23 protein-coding genes are annotated in these 25,847 nt (G+C 68.2%); 10 read left to right on the forward strand and 13 right to left on the reverse strand.

Annotated elements, in window-relative coordinates; genetic code table 11:
- Positions 1–2: 2 nt before the first annotated feature.
- The 5 genes from ACZZZN_RS00135 to ACZZZN_RS00155 all read right to left on the reverse strand — a co-directional run bounded on the left by ACZZZN_RS00135 (position 3) and on the right by ACZZZN_RS00155 (position 5,315).
- A complete protein-coding gene (locus ACZZZN_RS00135; protein ID WP_463503237.1) occupies positions 3–1,394 on the reverse strand; it encodes an MFS transporter in 1,392 nt (463 codons plus the stop codon).
- A gap of 126 nt (positions 1,395–1,520) precedes the next feature.
- On the reverse strand, positions 1,521–2,435 hold the full coding sequence (locus ACZZZN_RS00140) for a DUF6457 domain-containing protein (RefSeq protein ID WP_463503238.1): 915 nt from the start codon (positions 2,433–2,435) through the stop codon (positions 1,521–1,523).
- A complete protein-coding gene (locus ACZZZN_RS00145) occupies positions 2,432–3,697 on the reverse strand; it encodes a molybdopterin molybdotransferase MoeA (protein WP_463503239.1) in 1,266 nt (421 codons plus the stop codon). The genes ACZZZN_RS00140 and ACZZZN_RS00145 overlap by 4 nt, the downstream gene beginning before the upstream one ends.
- A gap of 113 nt (positions 3,698–3,810) precedes the next feature.
- Positions 3,811–4,020 (reverse strand): methyltransferase, encoded by a 210-nt coding sequence (locus tag ACZZZN_RS00150; RefSeq protein WP_140038123.1) that lies wholly within the window; start codon positions 4,018–4,020, stop codon positions 3,811–3,813.
- A gap of 254 nt (positions 4,021–4,274) precedes the next feature.
- Entirely contained in the window at positions 4,275–5,315 is a 1,041-nt protein-coding gene (locus ACZZZN_RS00155; RefSeq protein WP_463503241.1) for an LLM class flavin-dependent oxidoreductase, read from the reverse strand.
- Positions 5,316–5,379: 64 nt separating this feature from the next.
- On the opposite strand from ACZZZN_RS00155, the gene ACZZZN_RS00160 reads away from it, so the two are divergent.
- Positions 5,380–7,110: a cation:proton antiporter domain-containing protein gene (locus tag ACZZZN_RS00160; RefSeq protein ID WP_463503242.1), complete on the forward strand. Its 1,731-nt coding sequence runs from the start codon at positions 5,380–5,382 to the stop codon at positions 7,108–7,110.
- Positions 7,111–7,175: 65 nt separating this feature from the next.
- Here the strand turns inward: ACZZZN_RS00160 and ACZZZN_RS00165 are convergent, their stop codons facing one another.
- The 6 genes from ACZZZN_RS00165 to ACZZZN_RS00190 form a co-directional block, all read right to left on the reverse strand.
- Positions 7,176–8,600 (reverse strand): dicarboxylate/amino acid:cation symporter, encoded by a 1,425-nt coding sequence (locus ACZZZN_RS00165; RefSeq protein WP_463503243.1) that lies wholly within the window; start codon positions 8,598–8,600, stop codon positions 7,176–7,178.
- 140 nt (positions 8,601–8,740) lie between these two features.
- Positions 8,741–9,082, reverse strand: a complete 342-nt coding sequence (locus ACZZZN_RS00170; protein ID WP_463503244.1) for a hypothetical protein — start codon at positions 9,080–9,082, stop codon at positions 8,741–8,743.
- Between the two features lie 79 nt (positions 9,083–9,161).
- The gene (locus ACZZZN_RS00175; protein ID WP_312171626.1) at positions 9,162–9,392 is read right to left on the reverse strand and encodes a helix-turn-helix domain-containing protein; all 231 of its coding nucleotides are present in this window, start codon (positions 9,390–9,392) and stop codon (positions 9,162–9,164) included.
- Positions 9,389–10,168: a hypothetical protein gene (locus ACZZZN_RS00180; protein WP_463503245.1), complete on the reverse strand. Its 780-nt coding sequence runs from the start codon at positions 10,166–10,168 to the stop codon at positions 9,389–9,391. Before ACZZZN_RS00180 ends, ACZZZN_RS00175 begins: the two co-directional genes overlap by 4 nt.
- Positions 10,168–10,800, reverse strand: a complete 633-nt coding sequence (locus tag ACZZZN_RS00185) for a DUF2975 domain-containing protein (RefSeq protein WP_463503246.1) — start codon at positions 10,798–10,800, stop codon at positions 10,168–10,170. Before ACZZZN_RS00185 ends, ACZZZN_RS00180 begins: the two co-directional genes overlap by 1 nt.
- On the reverse strand, positions 10,800–11,444 hold the full coding sequence (locus ACZZZN_RS00190) for a DUF2975 domain-containing protein (protein WP_463503247.1): 645 nt from the start codon (positions 11,442–11,444) through the stop codon (positions 10,800–10,802). The genes ACZZZN_RS00185 and ACZZZN_RS00190 overlap by 1 nt, the downstream gene beginning before the upstream one ends.
- A 231-nt stretch (positions 11,445–11,675) precedes the next feature.
- On the opposite strand from ACZZZN_RS00190, the gene ACZZZN_RS00195 reads away from it, so the two are divergent.
- The 4 genes from ACZZZN_RS00195 (at position 11,676) to ACZZZN_RS00210 (ending at position 16,264) form a co-directional block, all read left to right on the forward strand.
- Complete coding sequence (locus ACZZZN_RS00195; RefSeq protein WP_463503248.1) at positions 11,676–14,204, forward strand: ATP-dependent Clp protease ATP-binding subunit; 2,529 nt, start codon at positions 11,676–11,678, stop codon at positions 14,202–14,204.
- A 166-nt stretch (positions 14,205–14,370) separates the two neighbouring features.
- The gene (locus ACZZZN_RS00200; RefSeq protein WP_463503249.1) at positions 14,371–14,874 is read left to right on the forward strand and encodes an amino-acid N-acetyltransferase; all 504 of its coding nucleotides are present in this window, start codon (positions 14,371–14,373) and stop codon (positions 14,872–14,874) included.
- Between the two features lie 9 nt (positions 14,875–14,883).
- Positions 14,884–15,564: a hypothetical protein gene (locus ACZZZN_RS00205; protein WP_463503250.1), complete on the forward strand. Its 681-nt coding sequence runs from the start codon at positions 14,884–14,886 to the stop codon at positions 15,562–15,564.
- A 289-nt stretch (positions 15,565–15,853) separates the two neighbouring features.
- Positions 15,854–16,264 carry a dehydrogenase gene (locus tag ACZZZN_RS00210; protein WP_463503251.1) on the forward strand — a complete coding sequence of 137 codons (411 nt, stop codon included), beginning with the start codon at positions 15,854–15,856 and terminating at the stop codon, positions 16,262–16,264.
- Positions 16,265–16,398: 134 nt separating this feature from the next.
- On the opposite strand, the gene radA is transcribed toward ACZZZN_RS00210, so the two are convergent.
- Positions 16,399–17,766 carry a DNA repair protein RadA gene (gene radA, locus ACZZZN_RS00215; protein WP_463503252.1) on the reverse strand — a complete coding sequence of 456 codons (1,368 nt, stop codon included), beginning with the start codon at positions 17,764–17,766 and terminating at the stop codon, positions 16,399–16,401.
- A gap of 100 nt (positions 17,767–17,866) precedes the next feature.
- On the opposite strand from radA, the gene ACZZZN_RS00220 reads away from it, so the two are divergent.
- The 5 genes from ACZZZN_RS00220 to cydC all read left to right on the forward strand — a co-directional run bounded on the left by ACZZZN_RS00220 (position 17,867) and on the right by cydC (position 24,707).
- Positions 17,867–18,565, forward strand: coding sequence for a helix-turn-helix transcriptional regulator (locus tag ACZZZN_RS00220; protein WP_463503253.1), 699 nt, complete (start codon positions 17,867–17,869; stop codon positions 18,563–18,565).
- A 110-nt stretch (positions 18,566–18,675) separates the two neighbouring features.
- Positions 18,676–20,091, forward strand: a complete 1,416-nt coding sequence (locus ACZZZN_RS00225; RefSeq protein WP_463503254.1) for a cytochrome ubiquinol oxidase subunit I — start codon at positions 18,676–18,678, stop codon at positions 20,089–20,091.
- Positions 20,092–20,105: 14 nt separating this feature from the next.
- Positions 20,106–21,128: a cytochrome d ubiquinol oxidase subunit II gene (gene cydB / locus ACZZZN_RS00230; protein ID WP_463503255.1), complete on the forward strand. Its 1,023-nt coding sequence runs from the start codon at positions 20,106–20,108 to the stop codon at positions 21,126–21,128.
- 208 nt (positions 21,129–21,336) lie between these two features.
- Complete coding sequence (cydD, locus tag ACZZZN_RS00235; protein WP_463503256.1) at positions 21,337–23,004, forward strand: thiol reductant ABC exporter subunit CydD; 1,668 nt, start codon at positions 21,337–21,339, stop codon at positions 23,002–23,004.
- Positions 23,001–24,707, forward strand: coding sequence for a thiol reductant ABC exporter subunit CydC (gene cydC / locus ACZZZN_RS00240; protein ID WP_463503257.1), 1,707 nt, complete (start codon positions 23,001–23,003; stop codon positions 24,705–24,707). Before cydD ends, cydC begins: the two co-directional genes overlap by 4 nt.
- A gap of 225 nt (positions 24,708–24,932) precedes the next feature.
- On the opposite strand, the gene ACZZZN_RS00245 is transcribed toward cydC, so the two are convergent.
- Positions 24,933–25,709 carry a hypothetical protein gene (locus ACZZZN_RS00245; RefSeq protein ID WP_463503258.1) on the reverse strand — a complete coding sequence of 259 codons (777 nt, stop codon included), beginning with the start codon at positions 25,707–25,709 and terminating at the stop codon, positions 24,933–24,935.
- Between the last annotated feature and the right edge of the window lie 138 nt (positions 25,710–25,847).

Below are 25,847 nucleotides of genomic sequence, written 5' to 3' on the forward strand. Positions count from 1 at the left end.
GATCAGATCCGGTGCCCGGCGAGCGACGCCCGAGGCATCAGGTAGACGAAGACGGTGATCAGCAGGAGCACCACGTAGGCGGCCACGAACCCGCCGAATGCCGGGGCGTACGATCCGGTGCTGCTCTTGGCGGCCGCGAGCACCTGCGGGATGACGAATCCGCCGTAGGCGCCGATCGCCGAGATCAGACCGAGGGCGGCGGCTCCCTTGCGCTGCGTGCTCACCCCGAGAGCGTCACCCGCGGTCGCGGCGCCTCGGGCGGCGAAGACGTTGGGGATCATCCGGTAGGTCGCTCCGTTGCCGACCCCGGCGGCGATGAACAGCAGCAGGAAGCATCCCAGGAAAAGGGCGAAGCTGTTCGCCTGCAGAGTGACCAGCAGCGAGAGAGCGCCGGCGATCATGAGCGTGAACGCGGCGATCGTCATGCGTGCCCCGCCGAAGCGATCGGCGAGCTTGCCGCCGTAGGGGCGGGCGAGCGAGCCGACCAGTGCGCCGAGGAACGCGAGCGAGAGCGAGGCGCTGCCGATCTGGAACGTCGAGAACTCGGGGAACGTGTCGGCGATGAGCTTCGGGAAGACGCTCGAGAAGCCGATGAACGATCCGAAGGTGCCGATGTAGAGCAGCGACAGCACCCAGAGGTGAGGTTCGCGGAGCGCTGCGGCGGCACCTGCGAAGTCGGCCTTGGCGGACGACAGATTGTCCATGTGGCGCCAGGCGCCCCAGACGGCCACGAGGATGAGGGGGATCCACATCCATCCGGCGAACGAGAGGCTGAGGGTCGAAGCCGCCGTGACCGAGACCACGATCGGCACGGCGAGTTGAGCGACCGAGGTGCCGAGGTTGCCGCCGGCTGCGTTGAGTCCGAGCGCCCACCCCTTCTCCTTCTGCGGGAAGAAGTAGGTGATGTTCGCCATCGAGCTCGCGAAGTTGCCGCCACCGAAGCCGGCCAGCGCGGCGACGGCGAGCAGCACGCCGAAGGGGGTCTCGGGATCCTGCACGACGATGCCGAGCAGGACCGCAGGGATCAGCAGCAGCAGCGCCGAGACGATGGTCCAGTTGCGGCCGCCGAAGCGGGCGACGAGGAACGTGTACGGGAACCGCAGGGTCGCCCCCACGAGACTCGGCAGTGAGATCAGCCAGAACGATTCCGTGGTGCTCAGCGTGAACCCGGCGGCGGGGAGCAGCACGACGACGATGCTCCAGAGCTGCCAGATGATGAAACCGAGGAACTCGGCGAAGATCGACCAGCCGAGGTTGCGTCGAGCGACGGCTCGTCCCTCGGATGCCCAGAACGCGGCATCCTCGGGATTCCACCCGTCGATCCACCGGCCCGGTCGTCGCGTCAGGGTGACGGCGGGGCTGTCGACGCTGCTTCTTCCGATGGTCTGCGACATCGTGACTCCTGGCGTTCGAGAGGGTGTATCTCTGAACGTAGGCGGCGGATGTTGCAGGGCCGCACGAGTGCGATTACCGGACGATTACTTCTCGATCACATCGGGGAGGTCCGAGATGTGAGAACTTCAGCGACGTGTCTCGTCTGCGCGCCAGGATGCTGCGAGCTCGGTGATGGTCGCGACCGCTTCTTCGGTGTCGTCACGACTGCCTCCGGCGCGTCCGGCGGAGAGCCCCGCGAGGTAGGCGCTGAGCGGAGCAGCGGGGCGGGCGACGCCGTGCGCGACATCTCGGGCGAGGTCGAGGAGCAGGGCGACGTCGACGGACTCGCGGTCGAGGTCGAGGGCTGCGCAGACGGCGGAGGTCCAGTCGTCCAGCGCTTCGACCGGAAGGTGCTTCGGGGCGTCGGTCATGTCGTCTCCTCGTCCGGTTCGTTCGTCGCGGCCATGCGTGTGGACGGTCGCGCGGGCCCGTTCGAGATCGTCCCACGTGTCGACGTCCGTCGCCAGGTCTCCGCCGGGAATCGCGGTGATGCGGAGCGGCGCGAGAAGGGAGCGGATCGAGGCGTCCCAGCCCCCGTCGGCCAGGGTCGCGGCGGCCGCGCGCAGGGCGTGGGTGCGGTAGCGGCCGATCAGCCACTGCATCCGTCCGGCCGCGTCGGCCAGGCAGACGCCGTCTTCGCCGTCGGACAGGGGCGGATGCTGCCGCAGCAGTCCGACCGCTTCCTCGGCGCTCGGCAGGTCGGCGGCGAGGACATAGACCTCGGCGCTGTCGACGAGGGCGAGCCCTGCGGCGATACCGGCGACCGGGCCGCCGAAGTCGGGGGTCTCGCGGGTCCAGACGGCGTGACGGTGCGTGGGCGCCGCCGGCCCGACGATGACGATCGGGTCGCAGGTGTCGACGGCCGCGACGGCGCGGTCGAGCAGAGTGCGTCCGCCGACCTCGAGCAGAGGCTTGGCGGCCCCGTCGAGGCGGGAGGCGCGTCCGCCGGCGAGGATGATCGCTGCGGTCGAGGTCTGCCCGGGCTCTGTCGCCGCGGTCATGAGAGCAGCATGACGTCGACCAGGTCGCCGGCCGCGACGGCGGACACCTCGGCGGGCACGACGACGTAGGCATCCGCCCTGGCGAGTCCTGCAGCGAGGTGTGCGCCGGACGATCCGTCGGCGGCTGCGGGACGCACCGACCAGGCGGCAGGATCGGATCGATCGAGAGTCGCCGGCACATACTGCTGTCGACTCGCCGGGCTGCGCCACCCTGCGCTCGTCGTGAGCCGCAGCACCGGGCGCCGCAGCGATTCACGTCCCTGGAGCGCGAGCAGCGCCGGCCGCACGAACGCCTCGAACGACGCGGCGACGCTCGCCGGGTTGCCCGGCAGGCCGAAGACGAGCGCGTCGTCGATGCGCCCGAAGGCCTGGGGTCTGCCCGGCTGCATGGCGACCGACACGAACTCGATACGATCGCGCAGCACGTTCTTGACGACCTCGTGGGCGCCTGCGCTGACCCCGCCGGAGGTGACGACGACATCGGCATCCCTGTCGTGGATCGCGCGATCGAGCAGAGCGGTGAAGGCGGCATCCTCATCGCTCACCGTGTCGACCGAGACGACCTCGGCGCCCGCGTCGGAGCACAGCGCTGCGAGCAGCACCGAGTTTGACTCGGGGATCTGTCCGCGGGTGAGTTCGGCGCCCGGGGCCGCGAGCTCGGTGCCGGTCGAGATCACGGCGACGCGCGGGCGGCGCCGCACAGCGACGGTGTCGATGCCGGTGGCGGCGATCGCTGTCAGCTGCAGGGGGCCGAGCACTGTGCCGGCCGCGGCGACGACGGAGCCTGCACGCAGCTCCTCGCCGCGGCGGCGGATGTTGGCACCTTCGCGGGGCGGGGCCGTGGTCACGATGACGGGGGCGTCCCACGCCTGCAGTCCGTCTCGGGTGTGCTCGAAGGGCACGACGGCGGTCGCCGTGCGAGGAACAGGAGCGCCCGTCATGATCCTGGCGGCGGATCCGGGGGTCAGCTCGGGCTCTCCGGCGGAGCCTGCGGGGAGATCGGCGATCACGCGGAGTTCCACCGGACTCTCCGTCGTGGCCGCTTCGACGTCGTCGAACACGACCGCGTAACCGTCCATCGCGGAGTTGTCGAACAGCGGCACATCGACCCTCGCATGCACGTCGGCGGCGAGAGTGCGACCGGCCGCCCGTGCGATCGACACCGACTCCGGGGCCAGTGGTCCCGCGGCGGCCAACACCTTCGCCCGCTGCTCCTCGACCGTCAGAACGACCGATGCAGCAGGGGGAGTGGCGATTCGCATGGAGTCAGCGTACGACGGTCGCGGGGATGTCCCCGCGACCGCGTCGCCCCTCTGCCCCTTGTTTCCCCGTCTTGTTCCCCGTCTTGTTTCCCCGCTTGCTCCCCGCTTGGAAGTCAGTGCTCTCGGAACATCGGCCAGCCACTGCCCGGCAGCATGTGCGAATGCAGTGCGCCCTTCGCCGACTCGAGGTTCGGGTAGGTGCCCGTGGCGGCATCCGATCCGGCCATCACGACGGTGTACCCCTCGTCGTCATGGCGGATGCTGCCGACGACTCCGTTCGTGCCGTACGCCACCCAGAGTGCCAGGGTCTTGGTTGTGCTCATCATCGAACCCCTTCTGTTGAGGGTCACGCTACGCCCACGCGCACCGGAATACCAGCCCATGATGTGGGGGTCTCGGGGGCTTCTCTGGGCCGCGATTCGTGTGTGCGGGGTCACTTGTTCATCCGGCGCCGCGAGCGGGGTCACTTGTGCATCCCAAATCCGTACTTCGGATGCGGAACTGGCCCCGCCTGGAGATCGGATGCGGAACCACCCCGCCCGCACCACCGCCCCCACCGCACGAAGGCGGACCGCGCCTACAGTGCGGCGGCGATGAGCTCCAGTGTCTGCGCACGCCCCGCGGCCGAGTCGCGAGGCTCGGACTCGTAGGCTCCGGCGACCGGAGACAGCATGACCTCGTCGACGCCGTACTTCGCGGCGAACTCGCGCACCTCCGCGGCGACGGACTCTCCGGTGCCGACGAACCACCGCGAGCGGGCGGCCTCGACGACCTGGTCTGTCGCGGCATCCGGCTCTGCAGCCAGCGCCTCCTCGACCGTCTCGAGGGCGATCAGCGGCTTGTTCAGGCGCAGGCGCGACATCATGCGCAGCTGCGGCAGGGCGCGCGCCTCTGCCTCTTCCTGCGTCGGCGCGGCCACCACGTTCACCGTCAGGAAAGTGCGGGGCTCGGGATGCTCCTCGCTCGGCTGGTAGCCGGTGCGGTACAGGTCGAGGGCGCGCTCGAGGCCCTGACCCGAGAAGTGGTTCGCGAACACGTAGGGAAGTCCGTGCGATGCGGCGAGCTGGGCCGAATAGTCGCTCGATCCGAGCAGCCAGACCTCGGGGCTTCCGGTCGCGGCGGGCGTCGCGTGCACGGTGTACTCGCCACCCGACGTGAACCGCACGGTCGCGCCCTCACCCGAGATGAGCGCCGCGATGTCCTGCACGTTCCGCGGGAACTGCTCGACGTCGCTCGTGGTGCCCGATCCGCGCAGCAGCTGGGTGATGACGGGGTCACTGCCGGGGGCGCGGCCGAGACCCAGGTCGATGCGCCCGGGGGCGATGGCCTCGAGGGCGGCGAACTGCTCGGCGACGATCAGCGGAGCGTGGTTCGGCAGCATCACACCGCCGGATCCGAGGCGGATCTGCGTCGTGCGCATCGCGGCCGCGGCGATCAGCACCGGCGGAGTGGTGGATGCCACGGCGGGCATGTTGTGGTGTTCGGCGAACCAGTAGCGGCGGTATCCGAGCCGATCGGCCGTCGCTGCGAGATCGAGGGAGGAGGAGATCGCCTCGGCGCTGGTCTGGCCGGTGCGAACCGGGACGAGGTCGAGAACGGAGAGCGCTGTGGAAGTCATCCCCGAATGCAACGGCGAGCGCAGGTCGGGCATTCCCACTCGCGCCCCGCAGTACCGTAAAGGCATGGATGCCGAGATCTTCTACGTGCTGGTCGGTGCTGTGGTCGTGGCGGCGATCGCCCGATGGCGCGGCTGGCCGGCACCGCTTCTCGTCACAGTCACGGCGCTCGCCGCATCCTTCCTGCCGTTCGTGCCCGACGTCGAGATCGACGGCCACCTGCTGCTGAACCTCGTGCTCCCGCCGCTGCTGTACTCGGCGGCGCTCGATGTGTCGTTTGTCGGCTTCAAGCGCAGCCTGCCGCAGATCCGTCGACTCGGCATCACCCTCGTGCTGCTCACCGCGGTCGCTGTGGGACTGGTGGCCTGGTGGATCCTGCCCTCACTGACCCTGCCGGGAGCCCTGCTGCTCGGGGCGATCGTCGCACCGCCGGATGCGGTCTCGGCCGCCGCGATCGGCCGCAAGCTCGGCCTGCCACGTCGCATCATGACAGTGCTGTCGGGGGAGAGCCTGATCAACGACGCGACGTCGCTCACCCTCTACCGGGTGTTCGCCGCGATCATCGCGGGTGCCACTCTCACGGTCTGGGACGGCATCTGGCAGTTCCTGCTGGCGGTCGGGGTGGGCGTCGCGGTCGGACTCGTCTTCGGCATCGTGCTGCATCAGCTGCGCATGCGCATCGGCGACCCTGTCGTGATCGGCACCTTCGGCCTGCTGGCGCCTTTCGGCGCATACGCGATCGCCGAGCACCTGCTCGGATCCGGTGTGCTGGCGGTCGTCGCGATGGGCCTCTACGTCGGCTACAACTCGCCCCGCACCGACTACACGACCCGTCAGCAGGAGGCGCCGCTGTGGCTGTCGGCCGACCTGCTGCTCGAGAGCTTCGTCTTCGCGTACATCGGCCTGCAGTTCCCGCGGGTGCTCAGCGACCTCGGGGGAGAGGAGGTCGGCCGCATCCTGATGCTGTCGGGCGTGGTGCTGCTCGTCGTGCTGATCGTGCGCCCGCTGTACGTGTATCCGACGAATATGTGGGCGAACTTCCAAGACCGCAAGCGCCTCGAACGCTGGGATCGCACGGTCGAGTCCGGTGCCTTCGACGAGAGGCGTCGGGAGTCGAAGCGCTGGAAGGACTTCAGCGCCGAGGAACTGCGATCGAAGATCGTGCGCGACCGCATGGCGGGCCTCCAACTGACCTGGAAGGACAACGCGGTCATCTCGTGGGCGGGCATGCGCGGTGTGGTGACGCTGGCGACCGCGCTCGCCGCAGCCGATCTCGCGGCCCTCGACACCGAGCCGTCGCACGCGATCGTCGTCGTCGCCTTCGTCGTGACCGTGGGCACGCTGCTGCTGCAGGGGCTGACTCTGCCGGTGCTGATCCGCGGTCTCGGGATCGCCAGCGACGTCGATGACCACGAGGACGAGAAGTCGATCGCCGAGGTCAAGGCGAAGAGCCGCGAGGCGGGCAAGGCGTTCCTCGCCGAGAAGCGCGTGGAGTGGGAGGCCAAGTACGGCACCGTCGACATCGGCGTGTTCGACTCGTTCACCAAGCGCATGACGCGGGTCGAGAAGGACACCGACGAGGCGCAGGAGGTGGAGGATTCCGTCGCCCGCCCCTCGTATGAAGATCTCGCCGCGCTGACCCGAGGGTGGCTGCAGGTGCGACGCGAGATCCTGCTCGCCGAGCGCGACGCCGGAAACCTCGACGAAGAGGTGATGCGCGAGCTCATGACGGCGATGGATGCCGAGGAGCTGGCGCTCGACACCCGCGCCGCCACGCGTCAGCCCGGTCGCGCCTAGCAGGAGATGCACGAGCGCCCCGCCCCGAAGAGGGGCGAGGCGCTCGGTCGTCGAGAGACGATGGGTCAGCGGGTGCTGGCGGGCTCCGGCTCGGATGCCGCGGCATCCGCAGCATCCGCCTCGTCGTCCGAGTCGTCGGCGAAGGGCAGGCCTTCGCGCGGCGCGTTGTAGAGCTCCTCGTCGAGGATGCCTTCGCGCTTGGCGACGATGGTCGGCACGAGCGCCTGCCCGGCGACGTTGACCGCGGTGCGTCCCATGTCGAGGATCGGGTCGATGGCGAGCAGCAGTCCGACGCCCTCGAGCGGCAGGCCGAGCGTCGACAGCGTCAGGGTGAGCATGACGGTCGCTCCGGTCGTGCCTGCTGTGGCCGCGGAGCCGACGACCGAGACGAGCACGATTAGCAGGTACTGCACGAGGTTCAGCTCGATGCCGAAGAACTGTGCGACGAAGATCGCGGCGATGGCCGGGTAGATCGCGGCGCAGCCGTCCATCTTGGTCGTCGCGCCGAACGGCACGGCGAACGAGGCGTACGAGCGGGGCACGCCGAGGTTGCGCTCGGTGACGCGCTCGGTCAGGGGCAGCGTGCCGATCGACGAGCGGCTGACGAAGGCCAGCTGCACGGCCGGCCACACACCCGAGAAGTACTGCTTGATCGACAGGCCGTTGGTCCTGACGATCACGGGGTAGACGACGAACAGCACCAGTGCGAGGCCGATGTAGACCGCGATCGCGAACCAGCCGAGCGAGGCGAGCTTCTCCCAGCCGTACTTGACGACCGCGGCGCCGATGAGGCCGAAGGTGCCGATCGGGGCGATGCGGATGATCCACCACAGCACGCGCTGGATGACCTTGAGCAGCGACTCGGTGAACGCGAGGAAGGGCTCGGCCTTCTTGCCGGCCTTGAGGGCGGCGATGCCCACGGCGACCGCGATCACGATGATCTGCAGGATGTTGAAGTTCACGCTCGACGAGAACGTGCCGTCCGTGGCGCCCGGGTTGGTGCTGACGCTGAGTCCGAGGAAGTTCTGCGGGATCAGGCCGAGCAGGAAGTTCCACCAGGTGCCGACCGTGTAGGGATCGCTCGGCTCGAGGCCGTCGCCTGCGCGCGAACCGGGCTGGATCACCAGGCCCAGCGTGATGCCGATGATCACGGCGATGAATGCGGTGATCGCGAACCACAGCAGCGTCTGGCCGGCCAGGCGCGCGGCGTTCTGCACGCGGCGCAGGTTCGAGATGCTGGCGACGATCGCGGTGAAGATCAGCGGTACGACGGCGGTGCGCAGCAACGTGACGTACGAGCTGCCGATCGTGTCGAGGGTCGCGGAGAGGCCGTTCGGGCTGTCGGCGGTCGCGCCGAGCTGACGGGCGATCAGACCGGCGGCGATGCCGAGTACGAGAGCCGCGAGGATCTGGAAGCCGAACGAGGTCAGCAGCTTCCGGACGGGTCCGCGGGTGTCGGGCGCCTTGGCGGCGCGGACGGTGGTGCTCATGGGTGGAACTCCAAGATCATTGCGCGCCGTGTGCGCGCGATGTCCTCCACGCTAGAAGTGCGGCCGACGACACGAGGCCGAGATGACGAAGGATGACGGATGCCGAAGCATCCGTCATCTTTGTCCATCCGGACCGAGTGCTACTTCGCGAAGCACTCCTCTTGCTTGTCGGTGAGGATCTGGGTGGTCATCGCCTTCTCCTCCTCGTTCTTCTGCTTGTCCTCGCCGTCGGCGATGTAGCCGAGGGTCTCGTCACTCAGCTCGGAGTCGACGAGCGCTTCGGCGAAGCAGATCGCGGCATCGTCTGAGATGGCGTCGGGGACGCCCTGGTCCTCGTACACCTGCTGGATGCCCTCGGCGACCTGATCGGCCGTGGGGCGGGCAGACCCTCCACACGCGGCGAGCGAGAAGGCGAGGGCGACGATGGGCAGAGCCAGCAGAATGCGGGAGCGGGTGCGCGGTGTCCGGTCAGTGGCGATCATGAGGGCGACGGTACAGCCTCATAGTGAATGCACAGAAGGGGTTGCGCGGCAGCGCCTGCGGTCGATAGTGCTCGCGATGTCACGCGAGCACGAGCAGTTCGCCCACCTCGCAGCCCAGCGCATCGCAGATCGCGCGCAGCGTCGAGTAGCGGATCGCCCGCGCCCGGTCGTTCTTCAGCACCGACAGGTTCACGATGCTCACTCCGACCCGGGCGCTCAGCTCGGTGAGGGTCATGCCACGCTCGGCGAGCAGCTCGTCGAGGCGGCAGTGGATGCCGGTGGCCTCGTCGTCGTTCTCCGCCGGAGTCATACGAGGCCTCTCGTGTCGTTCTCGAGAATCGCGTTGTCGCGCTGCAGGGCATCCCGTTCCTGCTGCAGCTTGAGGCCCTGGCGGAAGACGGCCGCGAGCGCTGCGAGCATCAAGGCTCCGATGAAGGGGAGTGGCGTCACGGTGAGCTGGAACTGCGAGGGATACCACTCACTGTCGCGTGTGAAGACCTCGCGGAGCCCGGAGGTGGCGGCGATGCTGCTGAGCAGCTCCGAGGCCACACCGAAGACGAGCACGGCGATCGCGCCACCGATGAGCGCGCGGGTGATGGTGCGTGAGAAGGCGCGACCGCGCAGCGTGTTGAAGCAGATCACAGCCAGGATGACCGCAGGCAGGGTCGCGAGTACGAGGCTGCTGAACTGGGCGGCACCCGCGAGAGCGCGGAGCCCGAGTGAGGCGTTCTCGACCGTGAAGTCGGTCAGCTCCGTGCCGCCGCAGGTGAGTGCCGCGCCAGATGTCGTACTGAGCGTCGGGTCGAGGCAGGGGAGAGATGCCGGCCGGTCCATCCACACCAGGGTGCGACCCGAGACTTCCGCCCAGTCGACCTGGAAGACCTTGAAGACGATGACGACGCCGCCGAGCGCGTTGAGGATGATCCACATTCCGCTGATCGTGAGCGCGGCGTCCAGCGCGATCGTCTTGCTGCCACGGCGGCGTCCGATCCATACGACCAGTCCGATCACCATGCCGATGACGGCGAGTGCGATGCCGATGGACCTCAGAGACTCCCAGGCCGATTCCCCTCCGAATGAGATCATCAGACCAGTCCTTTCGTCTCGTGCTCGAGAACCGCGTTCTCGCGCTGCAGGCGGATGCCTTGACGGAACGCGGCGGCGATGAGGCCCACCGCCACACCGGTCGCGAAGAGCGGGGCGATCGACCAGAACTCGATCGGGTGCGCGGGATCGCCCGATTCCGCGCCGATCGCGACGATCACTCCGTTGCGCCCCATGTTCTCGAGCAGCACGATCAGCAGAGGGGCGAGGGTGAGCGTCCACCCGATCGCGTCGAACGCTCGTACGTTGCTCTGCACGAAGAAGCTTCCGCGCAGGAGGTTCCAGGCCACGAGCATGACCCCGGCGATCACCACGAGGGGCGCGAGAGTCCACAGCGCGAGCGAGCCGATGATCGCCGCAGTCGAGACGGCATCCACTCCTGTGGCGAAGACCATCGCCTGCTGGGCGATGCCCTCGACCGAGGTCGCTCCGGAGTCGACGGTCGCGCTGATCGGCTGCTCGTCGATGGGGATCGACCAGGCGATGCCCTGGTCTCGGAACGTGCTGAGCACGCGCAGGATGCTGCTGATCGCGGTCACGACCGCGGCGGCTGCGCCGAAGAGGATCACCGTGATCGCATCCGCGCCCTGCGAGCGGGTCACCGTCGTGCCCATCAGACGAGACCCTTCGTGTCGCTCTCGAGTGTGGCGTTGTCGCGCTGCAGGCGGTCACCGATCGCGAAGACGGTGGCGATGAGGGCGACCACGAACGCGGCGAGAATGAAGGTGAACGGCTCGACGGTGATCACGGCGTTGTCGACGGTGTTGTCGGTCATGTGTGCGACCGTGGCGTTGGCGAGCATGTTCTCGAACAGGCGGATGGCCGAGAAGCCCACGAGCCCCGTGATCCCCGCGGTGGCGACGAGAGCCGTGTGCCCGCGGCTGAAGATGCGACCGCGCACGGTGCTGCGGGCGAGCAGGATGAGGCACCCGATCACGACGACGATCGTGACGATCTGCAGGACCTGGCCGATGATGCCGGGCACGGAGGCGATCGCCGGCAGCTGCGGCACGGTGATGGTGGCTCTGTCGACCCCGACGGGGATGCTGTCGCCCGTGCCGAGCGGCAGGTCGACCGGCGTGCGGGCGCCCACGAATTCCACCAGCACCGGCACGTTCACGCCTCCGGCCAGCTCGACGATCCGCATGACCGAGAACACCGTGATGTACGCGGCGATCACGGATCCCGCGATGCAGAAGCCGATCATGGCTCCCATGTCTCCGCGGCTGAGGGCGCGGTTCGTCTTCGTCGAGGTCATCATCCACTCCTTATCGATGGTCGATATTACCGATAGTCGTTAACATAACGAGAATCGATATGTTGCGTCAAGACCCCTGTCGGAAGAGCGCGGATCGCCCGGCGATCGAGGCGCTATGCCGACGGCGAACACGGGCATACGTCATCCGCACGGTGGTTACTCTCGATGTACAGGCGCGGAGACCGTCGCAGGACTCAGCGCTTCGCCCCAGTGCGAATAAGGAGTCACAGCATGTTCGAGAGATTCACGGACCGAGCCCGTCGAGTGGTCGTCCTCGCCCAAGAAGAGGCGAAGATGCTCAACCACAACTACATCGGCACCGAGCACATCCTGCTCGGCCTCATTCACGAGGGCGAGGGTGTCGCGGCCAAGGCGCTCGAAAGCCTCGGCATCTCGCTCGACGCCGTGCGCGAGCAGGTGCAGGACATCATCGGCCAGGGTCAGCAGCAGCCGACCGGGCACATCCCCTTCACGCCGCGCGCCAAGAAGGTGCTCGAGCTCAGCCTCCGCGAGGCACTGCAGCTCGGCCACAACTACATCGGCACCGAGCACATCCTGCTCGGCCTCATCCGCGAGGGTGAGGGTGTCGCCGCCCAGGTGCTCGTCAAGCTCGGCGCCGACCTCAACAAGGTCCGCCAGCAGGTCATCCAGCTCCTGTCCGGTGCCCCCGGGCGCGAGCCGGCAGCCGTCGGCGCGCAGTCGAACGACACCCCGAGCGCCCAGGGCGGCTCGCAGGTGCTCGACCAGTTCGGTCGCAACCTGACGCAGGCCGCACGCGACAACAAGCTCGACCCGGTCATCGGGCGCGAGAAGGAGATCGAGCGGGTCATGCAGATCCTGTCTCGTCGCTCCAAGAACAACCCCGTGCTGATCGGTGAGCCCGGCGTCGGCAAGACCGCCGTCGTCGAGGGCCTCGCCCAGGCGATCGTCAAGGGCGATGTGCCCGAGACGCTCAAGGACAAGCAGCTCTACTCGCTCGACCTCGGCTCGCTCATCGCCGGTTCCCGCTACCGCGGTGACTTCGAGGAGCGCCTGAAGAAGGTCACCAAGGAGATCCGCACGCGCGGCGACATCATCGTCTTCATCGACGAGATCCACACCCTCGTGGGTGCGGGTGCCGCCGAGGGCGCGATCGACGCGGCCAGCATCCTGAAGCCCCTCCTCGCCCGTGGAGAGCTGCAGACCATCGGTGCGACCACGCTCGACGAGTACCGCAAGCACTTCGAGAAGGATGCCGCTCTCGAGCGCCGCTTCCAGTCGATCCAGGTGAACGAGCCGAGCCTGCCCCACACGATCAACATCCTCAAGGGGCTGCGCGACCGCTACGAGGCGCACCACAAGGTGCAGATCACCGACGGTGCGATCGTCGCGGCATCGAACCTCGCAGACCGCTACGTCTCCGACCGGTTCCTGCCCGACAAGGCCATCGACCTGATCGACGAGGCTGGCGCACGCCTGCGCCTCAGCATCCTGTCGAGCCCGCCCGAGCTGCGCGAATTCGACGAGAAGATCGCCAAGGTCCGCGAGCAGAAGGAAGTCGCGTCGGAAGACCAGGACTTCGAGAAGGCCGCATCGCTGCGCGACGAGGAGAAGAGCCTCCTCGCCGAGCGCCTGCGCCTCGAGAAGCAGTGGCGTTCGGGTGACGTCGCGACCCAGGCGGTCGTCGACGAGGGCCTGATCGCCGAGGTGCTCGCACAGGCCACCGGCATCCCGGTCTTCAAGCTGACGGAAGAGGAGTCCTCGCGACTCGTCTTCATGGAGAAGGCGCTGCACCAGCGCGTCATCGGTCAGGAAGAGGCCATCGCCGCGCTCTCCAAGACGATCCGTCGTCAGCGCGCCGGCCTCAAGGACCCGAAGCGTCCCTCGGGCTCGTTCATCTTCGCCGGCCCCACGGGTGTCGGAAAGACCGAGCTCGCCAAGGCGCTCGCCGAGTTCCTGTTCGACGACGAAGCCGCTCTCATCTCGCTCGACATGAGCGAGTTCGGCGAGAAGCACACGGTATCTCGTCTGTTCGGTGCCCCTCCCGGATTCGTCGGATTCGAAGAGGGTGGCCAGCTCACCGAGAAGGTGCGCCGCAAGCCGTTCAGCGTGGTGCTGTTCGACGAGATCGAGAAGGCCCACCCGGACATCTTCAACTCGCTGCTGCAGATCCTCGAAGAGGGTCGACTGACCGATGGTCAGGGCCGCGTGATCGACTTCAAGAACACCGTCATCATCATGACCACCAACCTCGGTGCTCGTGACATCGCCGGTGGTCCTGTCGGATTCCAGATCGAGGGCGTCAACTCGACGAACTACGAGCGGATGAAGGGCAAGGTCAACGAAGAGCTCAAGCGCAACTTCAAGCCCGAGTTCCTCAACCGTGTCGACGACATCATCGTGTTCCCGCAGCTGTCGAAGGAAGAGCTCGTGCAGATCGTCGATCTGTTCACGAAGCGCCTCGGCGAGCGTCTGCTCGACCGCGACATGACGATCGAGCTCTCGCAGTCCGCCAAGGAGCGTCTCATCGAGATCGGGTTCGACCCGGCACTCGGTGCCCGCCCGCTGCGTCGCGCGATGCAGCACGAGGTCGAGGACCGTCTGTCGGAGAAGATCCTGCACGGTGAGCTGAACCCCGGCGACCACGTCAAGGTCGACTCGAAGGACGGCGAGTTCCTCTTCGAGCACGGCCCGCGCGGCGAGAAGGTCGCGGTCGGTGTCAACACTGGCGGCGGAGCCATCGCCGGCACCCCCGACCTGGCGGTCGCCAGCGGGGAGTAGTCCTTGAGACAGAAGGGGCGGATGCTGAGGCATCCGCCCCTTCTGCTTGCCCGAGACTTTCGTTCGAATCGCGCACCTTGCAGGTTTCGGGCCGGATTATCTGCAAAGTGAGCGATTCGAACGGTTGGGGGCTACTGCGGAGGTGACGGGTTCTAGGCTTGACGATGTGAGCGAGTACATCGTCCGTCCGGCGCGGAGCGCAGACATCGTCGGCATCCGCGCCCTTCTGCAGCCGATGGTCGAGCAGCGCATCCTTCTCGGCAAGGATCTCGCCGTGCTCTACGGTGCCGTGCAGGAGTTCGTGGTCGCCGAGGCCGACGGGCAGCTGATCGGATGCGGTGCGCTGCATGTGTTCTGGGAGGATCTCGGCGAGGTGCGCACGCTGATGGTGCGTGGTGACTGGCTGCACCACGGTGTGGGCGGTGCGATCGTCGGCCACCTCGAGCAGAACGCCCGCGTGCTCGGGCTGAGCCGCCTGTTCTGCCTGACCTTCGAAGTGGAATTCTTCGGTCGTCGCGGGTACACGCCCATCGGCGAGCAGGTCGTCGACCCCGACGTGTACTCCCAGCTGCTGCGCAGTGGCGACGCCGGTGTCGAGGAGTTCCTCGACCTCGCGCACGTGAAGCCGAACACCCTGGGCAACACCAGGATGATCAAGAGCCTCAACTAACCTGGACACATGCCCCGTCAGTCTGCCGCCGTCTATCGTCGTCGGCGACTGGTGACCCTGGTCGCGCTGATCCTGGTGCTCGCCGTCGTCGGCGTCTCGGTGTGGCTGCTGGTCGCGAAGCCATGGGCCGCAGCGACCGAAGCCTCGCCGGTGCCGACGTCCTCGTCGACGCCGGCGACGACACCGCCAAGTGAAAGCGAATCGCCGTCGCCGTCACCCGAGCAGACGCAGGCGGGGGAGACGCCGACCGATGGACCGAGCGTCGAGGAGACCCCCGGCATCGTCGCGTGCCAGGCCGGCGACGTCGAGGTCGCAGCCGTCACGGATGCCGAGTCGTACCCCGCGGGCGCTTTGCCCAATCTGTCGATCTCACTGACGAACCGCGGGTCGGCCGACTGCACGATCGATGTCGGATCGACCACCCAGCGGTTCACGGTCTCGAGCGGCGCCGACGTGTGGTGGCGCTCGAGCGACTGCCAGGAGAACCCGAGCAGCATGATCGCCACGCTCGCCGCCGGCGCCACGGTGACGAGCAAGGTGCCCGTGGTGTGGGATCGCACCCGCTCGAGCGTCGACACCTGTGCGCAGGAGAACCGTCCGCGCGCTCCCGGCGGCGGCTCGTCGTATCACGTGTCGGTCGAGATCGGCGGGTTCCCCGCAGCGACCACCGCGCAGATCCTGCTGTACTGACCGCTGGGATCGTCGTCTGAAACGTGCGCGGGAGCGCCTGTGCTGACACCACCCGTTCTTTGGGATACCATAGAGATGGCTCTCTTGATCTTTGCGGCGCATGCCATCCCCAGTGGCGTCGAACCATAGCGTCCCCAGCGCTTCGACACTGCCGCTCGAGAGCCCCAGGGCCCTTTCGACTGTCTCCATCCCCAATGGACCTTCGCGAGGGCCCTATTTCTTTGCACGCCCACGGCGGCTCCGTCCCTCGCGCGGACGATCGCGCTCGCGTCGCGAATAAGCTGGAGTCATGGCATCGAAGAAGGCGAAGTCCGGCAAGAACAAGCCCGCGCCCGAGGACTTCCGCTCGGATGCTCTCGCGCAGGCGCTCGAGAAGCAGGACATTGCCGCGGTCGCCCTGGCGCTGCGTCACGGCACGACGGTCGTGCCACTGATCAAGCCCGGCGCGCGCGACAACCCGCTCGACAGCGGTGAGGTGTGGACGTACCGCGACCCGAACTCGGGCGATCTCGCCCTGCTGCTGTTCAGCGACGCGAAGAACAAGCCGGAGAACCTGCCTCCGGGCGTCGGGATCTACACCGCCGACTGGCTGCGGAAGTTCCTCGCCACGCATCCGATCACGACGGTGTTCCTCGACATCGCCGGCCCGCATCCGATGCAGGCGTCTCCCGAAGAGATCCTCAAGGCCCTCGACGCCTGATCCGGGGTGGGAACGTTGCCGCGTTTCGTCTCGGGGCTTCGCTCCTCGCTCAACGACCGGGACGAGGCGCGACTCCCGGGGTGCGGTGATTCGTTCGTTGAGCGAGGACGGCGGAGCCGACCGAGACGAAACGATCAGAAGGGCGGGATGTCGCGCTCCGAGCGCCGCGAGGTGTTGCGGGAGCGGACGTCGTTCAGCGCAGCCCGGAGTGTCTTCGAGCGGTCGTCGACGACTTGGTCGTAGCCGAGTCGCGAGGCCTCGGACCGACGCTGGGCCGACTGCGTCACCGGGCGTATCTCACCGGCCAGACTGAGCTCGCCCACCGCGGCGACCGTGCGGGGCACGGAGATCTGCTGGATCGACCCCGCGACGGCGACGGCGATCGCGAGATCGGCCGCGGGCTCGGTGAAGCGCACCCCTCCGACGGTCGACACGTACACGTCGAGGTTGCTGGTCTTGATGCCCGCGCGTCGCTCGAGGATCGCGAGCACCATCGCCACACGCGACGCGTCGAGTCCGTGCACGACGCGGCGAGGGTTGGGCGCGGAGGTGGTGATCGTGAGCGCCTGCACCTCGACGGGCAGCGCGCGACGGCCTTCGAGCGAGATCGCGACGCAGGTGCCCGGTTCGGTCTCGCCCTGCGAGAGGAAAAGTCCCGAAGGGTCGGGCACTTCGGCGATGCCTTCGCCGGTCATCTCGAAGCATCCGACCTCGTCTGTCGGTCCGAAGCGGTTCTTGAGCGCCCGGATGAATCGCAGCGAGGTCTGCCGGTCGCCCTCGAAGTGGCAGACCACGTCGACGAGGTGCTCGAGCACGCGAGGTCCTGCGACCGTGCCGTCTTTCGTGACGTGCCCGACGAGGATGACCGGCAGTCCGCGGTCCTTCGCGACGCGGATCAGCGTCGCCGCCACTTCGCGCACCTGGCTGGGCTGGCCTGCCGCACCGTCGATGAGCGACGACGACACCGTCTGCACCGAGTCGACGATCACGAGCTGCGGCTGCACCGCATCGATGTGGCCGAGGATCGTCGCGAGGTCGGTCTCGCTCGCGAGGTACAGCTCGTCGTGCAGCGCTCCGGTGCGTTCGGCGCGCAGGCGCACCTGACCGGGCGACTCCTCGGCGCTCGCATAGAGCACGCGTCGGCCGCCCCGTGCCGCCTGCGCCGCCACCTCGAGCAGCAGCGTCGATTTGCCCACGCCGGGCTCGCCGCTCAGCAGGATCGCCGCACCCGGCACGATGCCCCCGCCGAGCACCCGGTCGAACTCGCCGACTCCGCTCGTGCGTCGCGGTGCATCGGCCGTCGTGATCTGGGTGATGGGACGCGCGGCACGGTCGGCCGTCGGGGCGAGGGCGGTGACGCGGTTCAGGATGCCGGTCTGCGCGCCCTGCTCCTGCACTGTTCCCCACTGCTGGCACTCGCCGCACCGACCCACCCATTTGGCGGTCGTCCAGCCGCATTCCGTGCAGACATAGGCAGGGGGAGCGGGTTTGCGGGTGGCCATGCAGCCAGGCTATCGCCGGTATCCGACATCCCTATTGCGGGGCGCATTATTCACGGCCGAACCACTCCCGATGGCGACAGCACAACGGGATACTGGGTTCATGGCCAACGGCGGGCCCGTCTGCGGGCCGATCTCGACCTTCTCGCGCGTGCGGATCCTGCACGCGCTGTTCGAGGGCGGCACCGGACTCGAGACCACCACCGGACTCGAGGCCACCACAGGGCAGACACGCGCGGAACTCACCATCGGCGAGCTGTGCGCGGCCACAGGCCTTCACCCCAACACGGTGCGCGAGCACCTGCAGCGTCTGATCGAGGGCGGCTACGTCATCCAGGCCAGCGAGCACCGCACCACCCGCGGGCGCCCGCGCACGCTGTACAGCGCGGCGACCGGAACAGCGGATGCCTCGAGCCCCATCGCCCGGAACAAGGCGAAGGCCGCCGCCGAGCGCGGCGATCTGCTGCGTCGGGTGCACCCTGCCTCGGCATCCGCCCTCGGTCGTGACGCGACCTATCAGCTGGATGCCCTGATCGAACACCTGGAGGAGAGCGGCTTCGAGCCCGTCGTCGATGACGAGCAGCTCACCGTCGATCTCAGCCCGTGCCCGCACGCCGCGGGTCGCGCCGAAGACCGTCCGATGCTGTGCTCCGTGCACCTCGGCCTCATGCAGGGGGTGCTCACCGAAGCCGGTGGGCCGCTCGCTGCCGAGGCCGTGCGCACCCCCGCCCTCGCGGCGGACTGCGCTGTGCCTGCGGAATGCGTGGTGCAGCTGCGTCTGACGGAGATGACCGCCGCCTAGGCGAGCATCTGTCTTATTCACGGCCGGCGGCCCCGCGGGGGCTGAGGGCCAGTGGTTAGCGTGACCCCCGGGACACGGAAGCAATCGGGGCACGGAAGAAGGAGTCGCTCATGGAATGGCTAGACCCGCTGGTCCTGTCTCGATGGCAGTTCGGTCTGACGACCGTCTACCACTACCTCTTCGTGCCGCTGACGATCGGCATGGCGCTCGTCGCCGCGATCTTCCAGACCGCGTGGGTGCGCACCGGCAAGGTGCAGTACCTGCATCTCACGCGCTTCTTCGGCAAGATCTTCCTGATCAACTTCGCCATGGGCGTCGTGACGGGCATCGTGCAGGAGTTCCAGTTCGGCATGAACTGGTCGGACTACTCGCGCTTCGTCGGCGACGTCTTCGGAGCCCCGCTCGCCTTCGAGGGTCTGCTCGCCTTCTTCTTCGAGGCGACGTTCATCGGCCTCTGGATCTTCGGCTGGGACAAGCTGCCGCAGAAACTGCACCTCGCCACGATCTGGTGCGTCTCGATCGGCAGCATCCTGTCGGCGTACTTCATCATCGCCGCGAACGCCTTCATGCAGAACCCGGTCGGCTACGTCTTCAACCCCGAGACCAACCGCGCCGAGCTCACCGACTTCTGGGCGCTGCTGACGAACCCCGTAGCGCTCGCCGCCTTCCCGCACACGATCTTCGGTGCGCTGATGTTCGCCGCCGGTGTCGTGATCTCGGTGTCGGCCTGGCACCTGGCCCGCGGCCAGCACTTCGACACGATGCGCATCTCGCTGAAGTTCGGCCTCTGGGCGATGATCGTCTCGACCGCCGGCGTCGTGCTCACCGGCGACCAGCTGGGCCTCGCGATGTACGCGGCGCAGCCGATGAAGATGGCCGCCGCCGAGGCGACCTTCAACACGGTGTGCGGACCGGATGCCTCGTTCAGCCTCTTCACGCTGGGCACCCCCGACGGCAGCTCTGAGCTGTTCTCGATCCGCGTGCCGTATCTGCTGTCGCTGCTCTCGACGCACACGTTCGACGCGTGCGTGCACGGCATCAACGACCTCAATGCCGAGTACGCCACGACCTTCGCCGACACCGGCCTGACCGAGTTCGCCCCGGTTCTCTGGGTCACGTACTGGGCGTTCCGCTGGATGATCGGCCTCGGCATGGCCGCAGCCCTCGTCGCCGTCGTCGGCCTCTGGGTCACCCGCAAGGGAGCCAAGAACCCGCCCGCACCGTGGATGTGGAAGCTCGCGATCTGGTCGTTCCCGCTCGCGCTCGTCGCCAACATCATGGGCTGGGTCTTCACAGAGATGGGCAGGCAGCCCTGGATCGTGTTCGGACTCATGACCACGCAAGACGGTGTCTCGCCGGGTGTCAGCGGCGTCGAGGTGCTGATCTCGCTGATCGCCTTCACCGCCATCTACGCCGCTCTCGCCGTGGTCGAGATCCGCCTCATCATCAAGGCGGCCCAGAAGGGCCCCGACACCGAAGAGCAGCCCCACGAGGAGACGGCCCAGCTGCCGTCCGTCGTGTACTGAGAAAGGGAACAGTCATGGAATACATGTGGTTCTGGATCGTCGCCTTCCTCTTCGTCGGCTACTTCGTGCTCGACGGGTTCGACTTCGGCGTGGGCATGTCGCTGCCGTTCCTCGGCAAGAACGACGTCTCGCGTCGCCAGGTCATCAACACGATCGGCCCGATCTGGGATCTCAACGAGACCTGGGTCATCGTCGCCGGTGCCTGCCTGTTCGCGTCGTTCCCCGAGTGGTACGCGACGCTGTTCAGCGGGTTCTATCTGCCGCTGCTGCTGATCCTGCTCGCGCTGATTCTGCGAGGAGTGTCGTTCGAGTACCGCCACCAGCGTGAGTCGGCGAAGTGGAAGCGCGGCTTCGACCGGATGATCGTGATCGGCTCGGCCGTGCCCGCGCTGCTCTGGGGCGTCGCCTTCGGCAACATCGTGCAGGGGGTGGCGATCGATGAGAACCACATCTATGTGGGTGGGTTCTTCGCGCTGCTGAACCCGTACGCGCTGCTCGTCGGCGTGACGACGCTGCTGCTCTTCTTCCTGCACGGCGTGCTGTTCGTCTCACTCAAGACCGACGGGCAGGTGCACACGGATGCTCGTCGCCTGGTGAAGCTCGCCGCAGGGCCGACCGTGCTCGCCGCCGCCGGCACCGTGGTCTGGACGTTCGTCATGGCCGCCGGGCGCGAGGCGCCGCTGCTGTGGATGGTCGTCGGATGCGGGCTCGTCGCAGCTCTCGCCCTCGTGTCATCGGTGCTGTTCTCGCTGCGCGGCCGTGACGGACGGGCGTTCACGGCGGGGGCTGTGACCGTGGCATCCGCTGTGGTGATGCTGTTCGCGGCGCTGTTCCCCTACGTGATGCCGTCGACGATCGACCCGGCGTTCAGCCTCACGATCGAGAACGCATCGAGCACGCCGTATACGCTGACCATCATGAGTTGGACCGCGCTGATCGCCCTGCCCCTCGTGCTGGCGTATCAGACGTGGACCTACTGGATCTTCCGCAAGCGGGTCACCCGCAGCTCGATCGAGGGGGCTCCGGCGCACGCGTGAGAAACGGTTTCTGCTTCGCCCGCTCAACGACCGAATCCCGGTCGTTGAGCGAGGCCGCGCAGAGCGTGGTCGGGCCCCGGTCGTTGAGCGAGGCCGCGCGGAGCGTGCCCGAATCCCGGTCGTTGAGCGACGCCGCGCGGAGCGTGGTCGGGCCCCGGTCGTTGAGCGAGGCCGCGCGAAGCGTGCCCGAGACGAAACGCGCTGACGTATGAAACCGGTCGACGTCCGCCTGCTGCGCTACGCCAGCGCGGCGCGCGGATTCCTGCTGCTGTCGGGCGTGATCGGTGTCGCGCAGACCGCGGTCACCATCGCCTTCGCCTGGATGTTGACGGATGCCGTCACCGGCGCCCTCGCGGGTCGTGATGTCACGGCATCCCTGTTGTGGCTGCTCGGGCTGGCGGCGCTTCGGGGCGTGCTGATCGCCGCCTCGGATGCCGCCGGAACCCGCGCTGCGGCGAAGACCGGCATGCAGCTCCGCGCCGCGCTGATCGCGGCCGTCGGGCGGCTCGGACCCGGCTGGCTCGCGCAGCGTAATCAGGCAGGGCTCGCTGTGACCGCGGGCCACGGGCTCGAAGCTCTCGACGCGTACTTCGCCCGCTACATTCCGCAGCTCGTGCTCACGGTCGTCGCGACGCCTGTGCTCGTCGCCGTGATGTGGTGGCAGGACTGGCCGAGCGGATTGACTGCGATCGTCACGCTGCCGTTGATCCCCCTGTTCCTGATCCTGATCGGCATCGCCACCCGCACGGTGCAGCGAAAACAGTGGCAGACGCTGCAGCGCCTCGCGGCACGTTTCGCCGACACCGTGCAGGGGCTCTCGACGCTGCGGCTGTTCGGACGTGAGCGCCGCGCCGCCACGCAGATCGAGCACACGGCCGACGAGTACCGCCGCGAGACCATGAAGGTGCTGCGTTTCTCGTTCCTGTCGGGGTTCTCGATGGAACTGCTCGCCTCGATCGCCGTGGCGCTGATCGCGGTCGCGATCGGGTTCCGGCTGCTGTCGGGCGACATGTCGCTCGAGGTCGGACTGTTCGTGCTGCTGCTCGCACCCGAGGCGTTTCTGCCGATCCGTCAGGTGGGCGTACAGTTCCACGCCGCGTCTGAGGGGGTCGCGGCGACGGAAGACGTGTTCGAGGTGCTGGATGCGGCAGAGGCTCGGCGGGCCACGGTTCCCAATTCTGCATGGGATGCCGACAACCGGTCTTCTGACGGGCTGAGAGCCGGTCGCGACGACATCCATGCTGAATTGCGAACGGCGAACGCGCGCGACCTGGTCGTCACCGACCTGCGGGTGCGCGATCTGCCGCCGGTCTCTTTCACGGCCACCGCCGGAACCATCACGCTGATCGAGGGTCCGAGCGGCGCGGGCAAGTCGAGTCTGCTCGCGGCTCTGCGCGGCGCGGTCGAGTTCGAAGGCTCTGCCGCGGTCGGCGGTGTCGATGTGCACGACCTCGCGCCGTCGGACTGGCTGGCCTGGGCCGGACAGCGCCCTCAGCTGAGCCGTGGCACGATCGCCGCCAACGTGACGCTCGGCGATGAGACACCGGATGCCGACGGCATCCGCCACGCGCTCGACGAGGCCCGCGCGAACGACCTCGACCCGGCGCTCGAGCTCGGTGTGCAGGGGAGTGGGCTCTCGGGTGGCCAGGCGCAGCGCGTCGCGGTCGCGCGGGCGCTGTACCGGCAGGCGCAGCGCCCCGACGCGGTGCTGGCACTGGACGAGCCGTCGAGCGCCCTCGACCCCGAGACCGAAGAGCGGCTCTGGGCGTCGTTGCGCGGGCGGGCGGATGCCGGAGCCACGATCCTCCTGGTGTCGCACCGCCGCTCGGCCAGGGCGATCGCCGACCACGTCGTCGAGCTGGGGGTGAGCGTATGACCCTTCGACAGGCTCAGGGACCCAGCCGGGGCGCAGAGACCCGGGCGGCGCGTGTGCGCGGCATCCTGCGTCTCGCGCAGCCGCCGCTGCGTCGCTTCCTGCCCGGTGCGATCTGGGGATTCCTCTCGGCCGGCGCCGCGGTGAGCCTGCTCGCGGTGAGCGGGTGGCTGATCGTGAGCGCCTCGATCGTCGATTCGCTCGTGCCGCTGTCGATCGCCGTCGTGGGGGTGCGGTTCTTCGCGGTGTCCCGAGCAGTGACGCGGTATCTCGAGCGGCTGAGCGGACACGATGCGGCGCTGCGTCAGCTCGCCTCGACGCGCGCCGACATGGTGAGGCGGCTGACTCCGCTGTCTCCCGCAGGGCTCGGACGCACCGACCATGGCCGGGTGCAGTCGGCACTCGTCGATGACGTCGAGAACCTGCAGAACCTGCCCCTGCGGGTGGTGCAGCCCCTAGCGGTGGCGGGGCTCGTCGCACTCGGAGTGGTGGGATTCCTGCTGTTCGTGTCGGTGCCGGCCGCGCTCACCCTTGCCGCGTGCCTGGTGATCGCGGCGGCTGCAGCCATCGGTCTCGGCTGGGCCTTCGGGTCTCGCGCCGAAGCGGCCGTCTCGCGGCGTCGCGGGGATCTCTCGGCCGCGCTGACCGACTACTTCGGCGCGCTCGACGTGCTGCTCGCGTACAATGCCGAACCGCAGGCGCGCGAGCGCGTGCGGCAGGCGGATGCCGATCTTCGCCATGCGGTCAGCAGAGCCTCGCTGGCCCAGGCGATCGCCGCCGGAGTTGTGTCGGCTGTGGCCGGCGCGGCGTCGGTGTGGGCGCTGGCGGTCACTGCTCCCGGGCTCACCACCGGCGCGATCGACGGTCCCTGGCTCGCGGTCGCCGTGCTCGTGCCGATGGTCGTGTTCGAGGTGTTCGGAGCGGTGCCGATCGCCGCGGCATCCTGGCGCAGCGTGCGGTCGAGCGCCGAGCGCATCGTCGACGTGCTGCCCTCCGAAGTTCCGGCCGAGCTGCGGTCGGACGACGGAGAGGACGCCGAGATCTCCGGTTCGCCCGTGCTGAGACTGCGTGGCGTGCGCGCCTGGTGGCCCGGCGGTACTCCTGCGTTGCGGGGGATCGACCTCGACCTGCATCCGGGTGAGCGAGTGCTCGTGTCGGGGCCGAGCGGTGCGGGCAAGAGCTCGCTGGCAGCTGCTCTCGTCGGATTCCTGCGGGTCGAAGGCGAGTACTCCGTCGGCGGCAGGGACGCTGAGGCGCTGTCGGGCCCGGCGCTTCGCCGCACGATCGGGCTGTGCGAGCAGAGTCCGCAGCTGTTCGATGAGGACATCCGCCAGAACCTGCTCTTCGCCAGGGACACCGCGACCGATGACGAGCTGCTCGCGGTGTTCGACCGGGTCGGGCTCGGCGCCTGGGTGCGGGAGCGCGGCGGACTCGATGCCCGGGTCGGCGATCGTGGCGGGCTCGTCTCGGGCGGCCAGGCTCAGCGGATCGCCCTGGCGAGGGCGCTGCTGCGCGGCTTCCCCGTGCTCGTGCTCGACGAGCCGACGGCCGGCGTCGATCCCGACGCATCTGACGCTCTGCTGCGCGACCTGCTGCAGGCGGCGGGGGAGCAGTCGGTGCTGCTGATCTCGCACGTCGCCCCGCCGGTCGGGACCGTCGACAGGGTCGTCCGGTTGGAAGACGGGCGCACGGCCCTCGATCGTTGAGTGCGTTTCGTCTCGGTCGGCTTCGCCGTCCTCGCTCAACGAGCGGGGTGCGTTCGGTCGTTGAGCGAGGAGCGAAGCACCGAGACGAAACGCGTTCAACGGGCGGGGTGCGTTCGGTCGTTGAGCGAGGAGCGAAGCACCGAGACGAAACGCGTTCAACGGGCGGGTTGCGTTCCGGTCGTTGAGCGAGGAGCGCAGCGACGAGACGAAACGCGGTAGGTCGCGTCAGACGCTGAGGTCGGCCCGGGGCTCCATGACGATGCCCTGCGCCTCGAAGACGCGGCGGCGCTCTTCGATGCGGCGGTGCAGCTCGACCTGTGCGTCGTCGACGAGCTGCGCGTCGAGGTCGACGGTCGCAGGCTTCGGGTCGCCGTTGTTCTTCTCGATGTAGGCGTCGAGCTCGGGGCCCGAGGTCCACGACGTGATGAGGGCGTAGCGCGGGGTCGTGCCCCGGTGCCACACCGCATGCCAGAAGCGCTGGGTGTCGACGATGATGCGCGATCCCTCGCGGAGCGGGAGACGGACCTCGGTCGCGGGGTCGAACCGATCGGAGCGCAGGAGCAGCAGCGAATCGGTGTCGTCGGAGAGGTTGTAATAGCCGCGCACGACCCAGCCGGTGCCGTCGTCGTTGAGGCGGTTGTTGTCGTCCTGGTGCAGGTTGTAGACGGCATCCGCGTACTCGTTGGGCTGCAGCTCGATCACGCGGCAGCGACCGACCCCGGCTCCTGGTTCGAGCGCACGGCGCTGCAGGGTGGGCGCGATCGCGACCTGCGATTCGACCCACACTCCCTCTTTGTCGCTGCGGGGAGGAGTGTGGTTCCAGAAGCCGTTGCACTCGATCTCGCCCGCGTAGCTCGCGAGCGGGGCGAAGCGCGTGACGCCGGACGAGCGCCAGCCGATGTAGGTGAGGTCGAGCCACTCGGCGGGGTCGGATGCCTGGTCGTGATCGTCGAGCACCACGTATCCGGTCTCTGCCAGCGCCTCCGATGTGATGAAGCCCATGTGCGTCCCCTCCGTGCTCTGCCTTTAGGACAGCCTAACTTGGACCCTCGACGTTCGCCGGAGGGTGCGCCCGGGGAAAAGGTCTGGGCGCGAGACCCGCCTCTGTCGGCGAGACCCGCACGCAGGACGCGGGTCTCG

The sequence above is a fragment of the Microbacterium sp. AC145 genome, assembly GCF_979258505.1.

Coding starts and splice junctions, on each gene's coding strand:
- ACZZZN_RS00135 (WP_463503237.1), bottom strand. CDS start 1,394: ATGTCGCAGACCATCGGAAGAAGCAGCGTCGACAGCCCCGCCGTCACC.
- ACZZZN_RS00140 (WP_463503238.1), bottom strand. CDS start 2,435: ATGACCGCGGCGACAGAGCCCGGGCAGACCTCGACCGCAGCGATCATC.
- ACZZZN_RS00145 (WP_463503239.1), bottom strand. CDS start 3,697: ATGCGAATCGCCACTCCCCCTGCTGCATCGGTCGTTCTGACGGTCGAG.
- ACZZZN_RS00150 (WP_140038123.1), bottom strand. CDS start 4,020: ATGAGCACAACCAAGACCCTGGCACTCTGGGTGGCGTACGGCACGAAC.
- ACZZZN_RS00155 (WP_463503241.1), bottom strand. CDS start 5,315: ATGACTTCCACAGCGCTCTCCGTTCTCGACCTCGTCCCGGTTCGCACC.
- ACZZZN_RS00160 (WP_463503242.1), top strand. CDS start 5,380: ATGGATGCCGAGATCTTCTACGTGCTGGTCGGTGCTGTGGTCGTGGCG.
- ACZZZN_RS00165 (WP_463503243.1), bottom strand. CDS start 8,600: ATGAGCACCACCGTCCGCGCCGCCAAGGCGCCCGACACCCGCGGACCC.
- ACZZZN_RS00170 (WP_463503244.1), bottom strand. CDS start 9,082: ATGATCGCCACTGACCGGACACCGCGCACCCGCTCCCGCATTCTGCTG.
- ACZZZN_RS00175 (WP_312171626.1), bottom strand. CDS start 9,392: ATGACTCCGGCGGAGAACGACGACGAGGCCACCGGCATCCACTGCCGC.
- ACZZZN_RS00180 (WP_463503245.1), bottom strand. CDS start 10,168: ATGATCTCATTCGGAGGGGAATCGGCCTGGGAGTCTCTGAGGTCCATC.
- ACZZZN_RS00185 (WP_463503246.1), bottom strand. CDS start 10,800: ATGGGCACGACGGTGACCCGCTCGCAGGGCGCGGATGCGATCACGGTG.
- ACZZZN_RS00190 (WP_463503247.1), bottom strand. CDS start 11,444: ATGACCTCGACGAAGACGAACCGCGCCCTCAGCCGCGGAGACATGGGA.
- ACZZZN_RS00195 (WP_463503248.1), top strand. CDS start 11,676: ATGTTCGAGAGATTCACGGACCGAGCCCGTCGAGTGGTCGTCCTCGCC.
- ACZZZN_RS00205 (WP_463503250.1), top strand. CDS start 14,884: ATGCCCCGTCAGTCTGCCGCCGTCTATCGTCGTCGGCGACTGGTGACC.
- ACZZZN_RS00210 (WP_463503251.1), top strand. CDS start 15,854: ATGGCATCGAAGAAGGCGAAGTCCGGCAAGAACAAGCCCGCGCCCGAG.
- radA (WP_463503252.1), bottom strand. CDS start 17,766: ATGGCCACCCGCAAACCCGCTCCCCCTGCCTATGTCTGCACGGAATGC.
- ACZZZN_RS00220 (WP_463503253.1), top strand. CDS start 17,867: ATGGCCAACGGCGGGCCCGTCTGCGGGCCGATCTCGACCTTCTCGCGC.
- ACZZZN_RS00225 (WP_463503254.1), top strand. CDS start 18,676: ATGGAATGGCTAGACCCGCTGGTCCTGTCTCGATGGCAGTTCGGTCTG.
- cydB (WP_463503255.1), top strand. CDS start 20,106: ATGGAATACATGTGGTTCTGGATCGTCGCCTTCCTCTTCGTCGGCTAC.
- cydD (WP_463503256.1), top strand. CDS start 21,337: ATGAAACCGGTCGACGTCCGCCTGCTGCGCTACGCCAGCGCGGCGCGC.
- cydC (WP_463503257.1), top strand. CDS start 23,001: ATGACCCTTCGACAGGCTCAGGGACCCAGCCGGGGCGCAGAGACCCGG.
- ACZZZN_RS00245 (WP_463503258.1), bottom strand. CDS start 25,709: ATGGGCTTCATCACATCGGAGGCGCTGGCAGAGACCGGATACGTGGTG.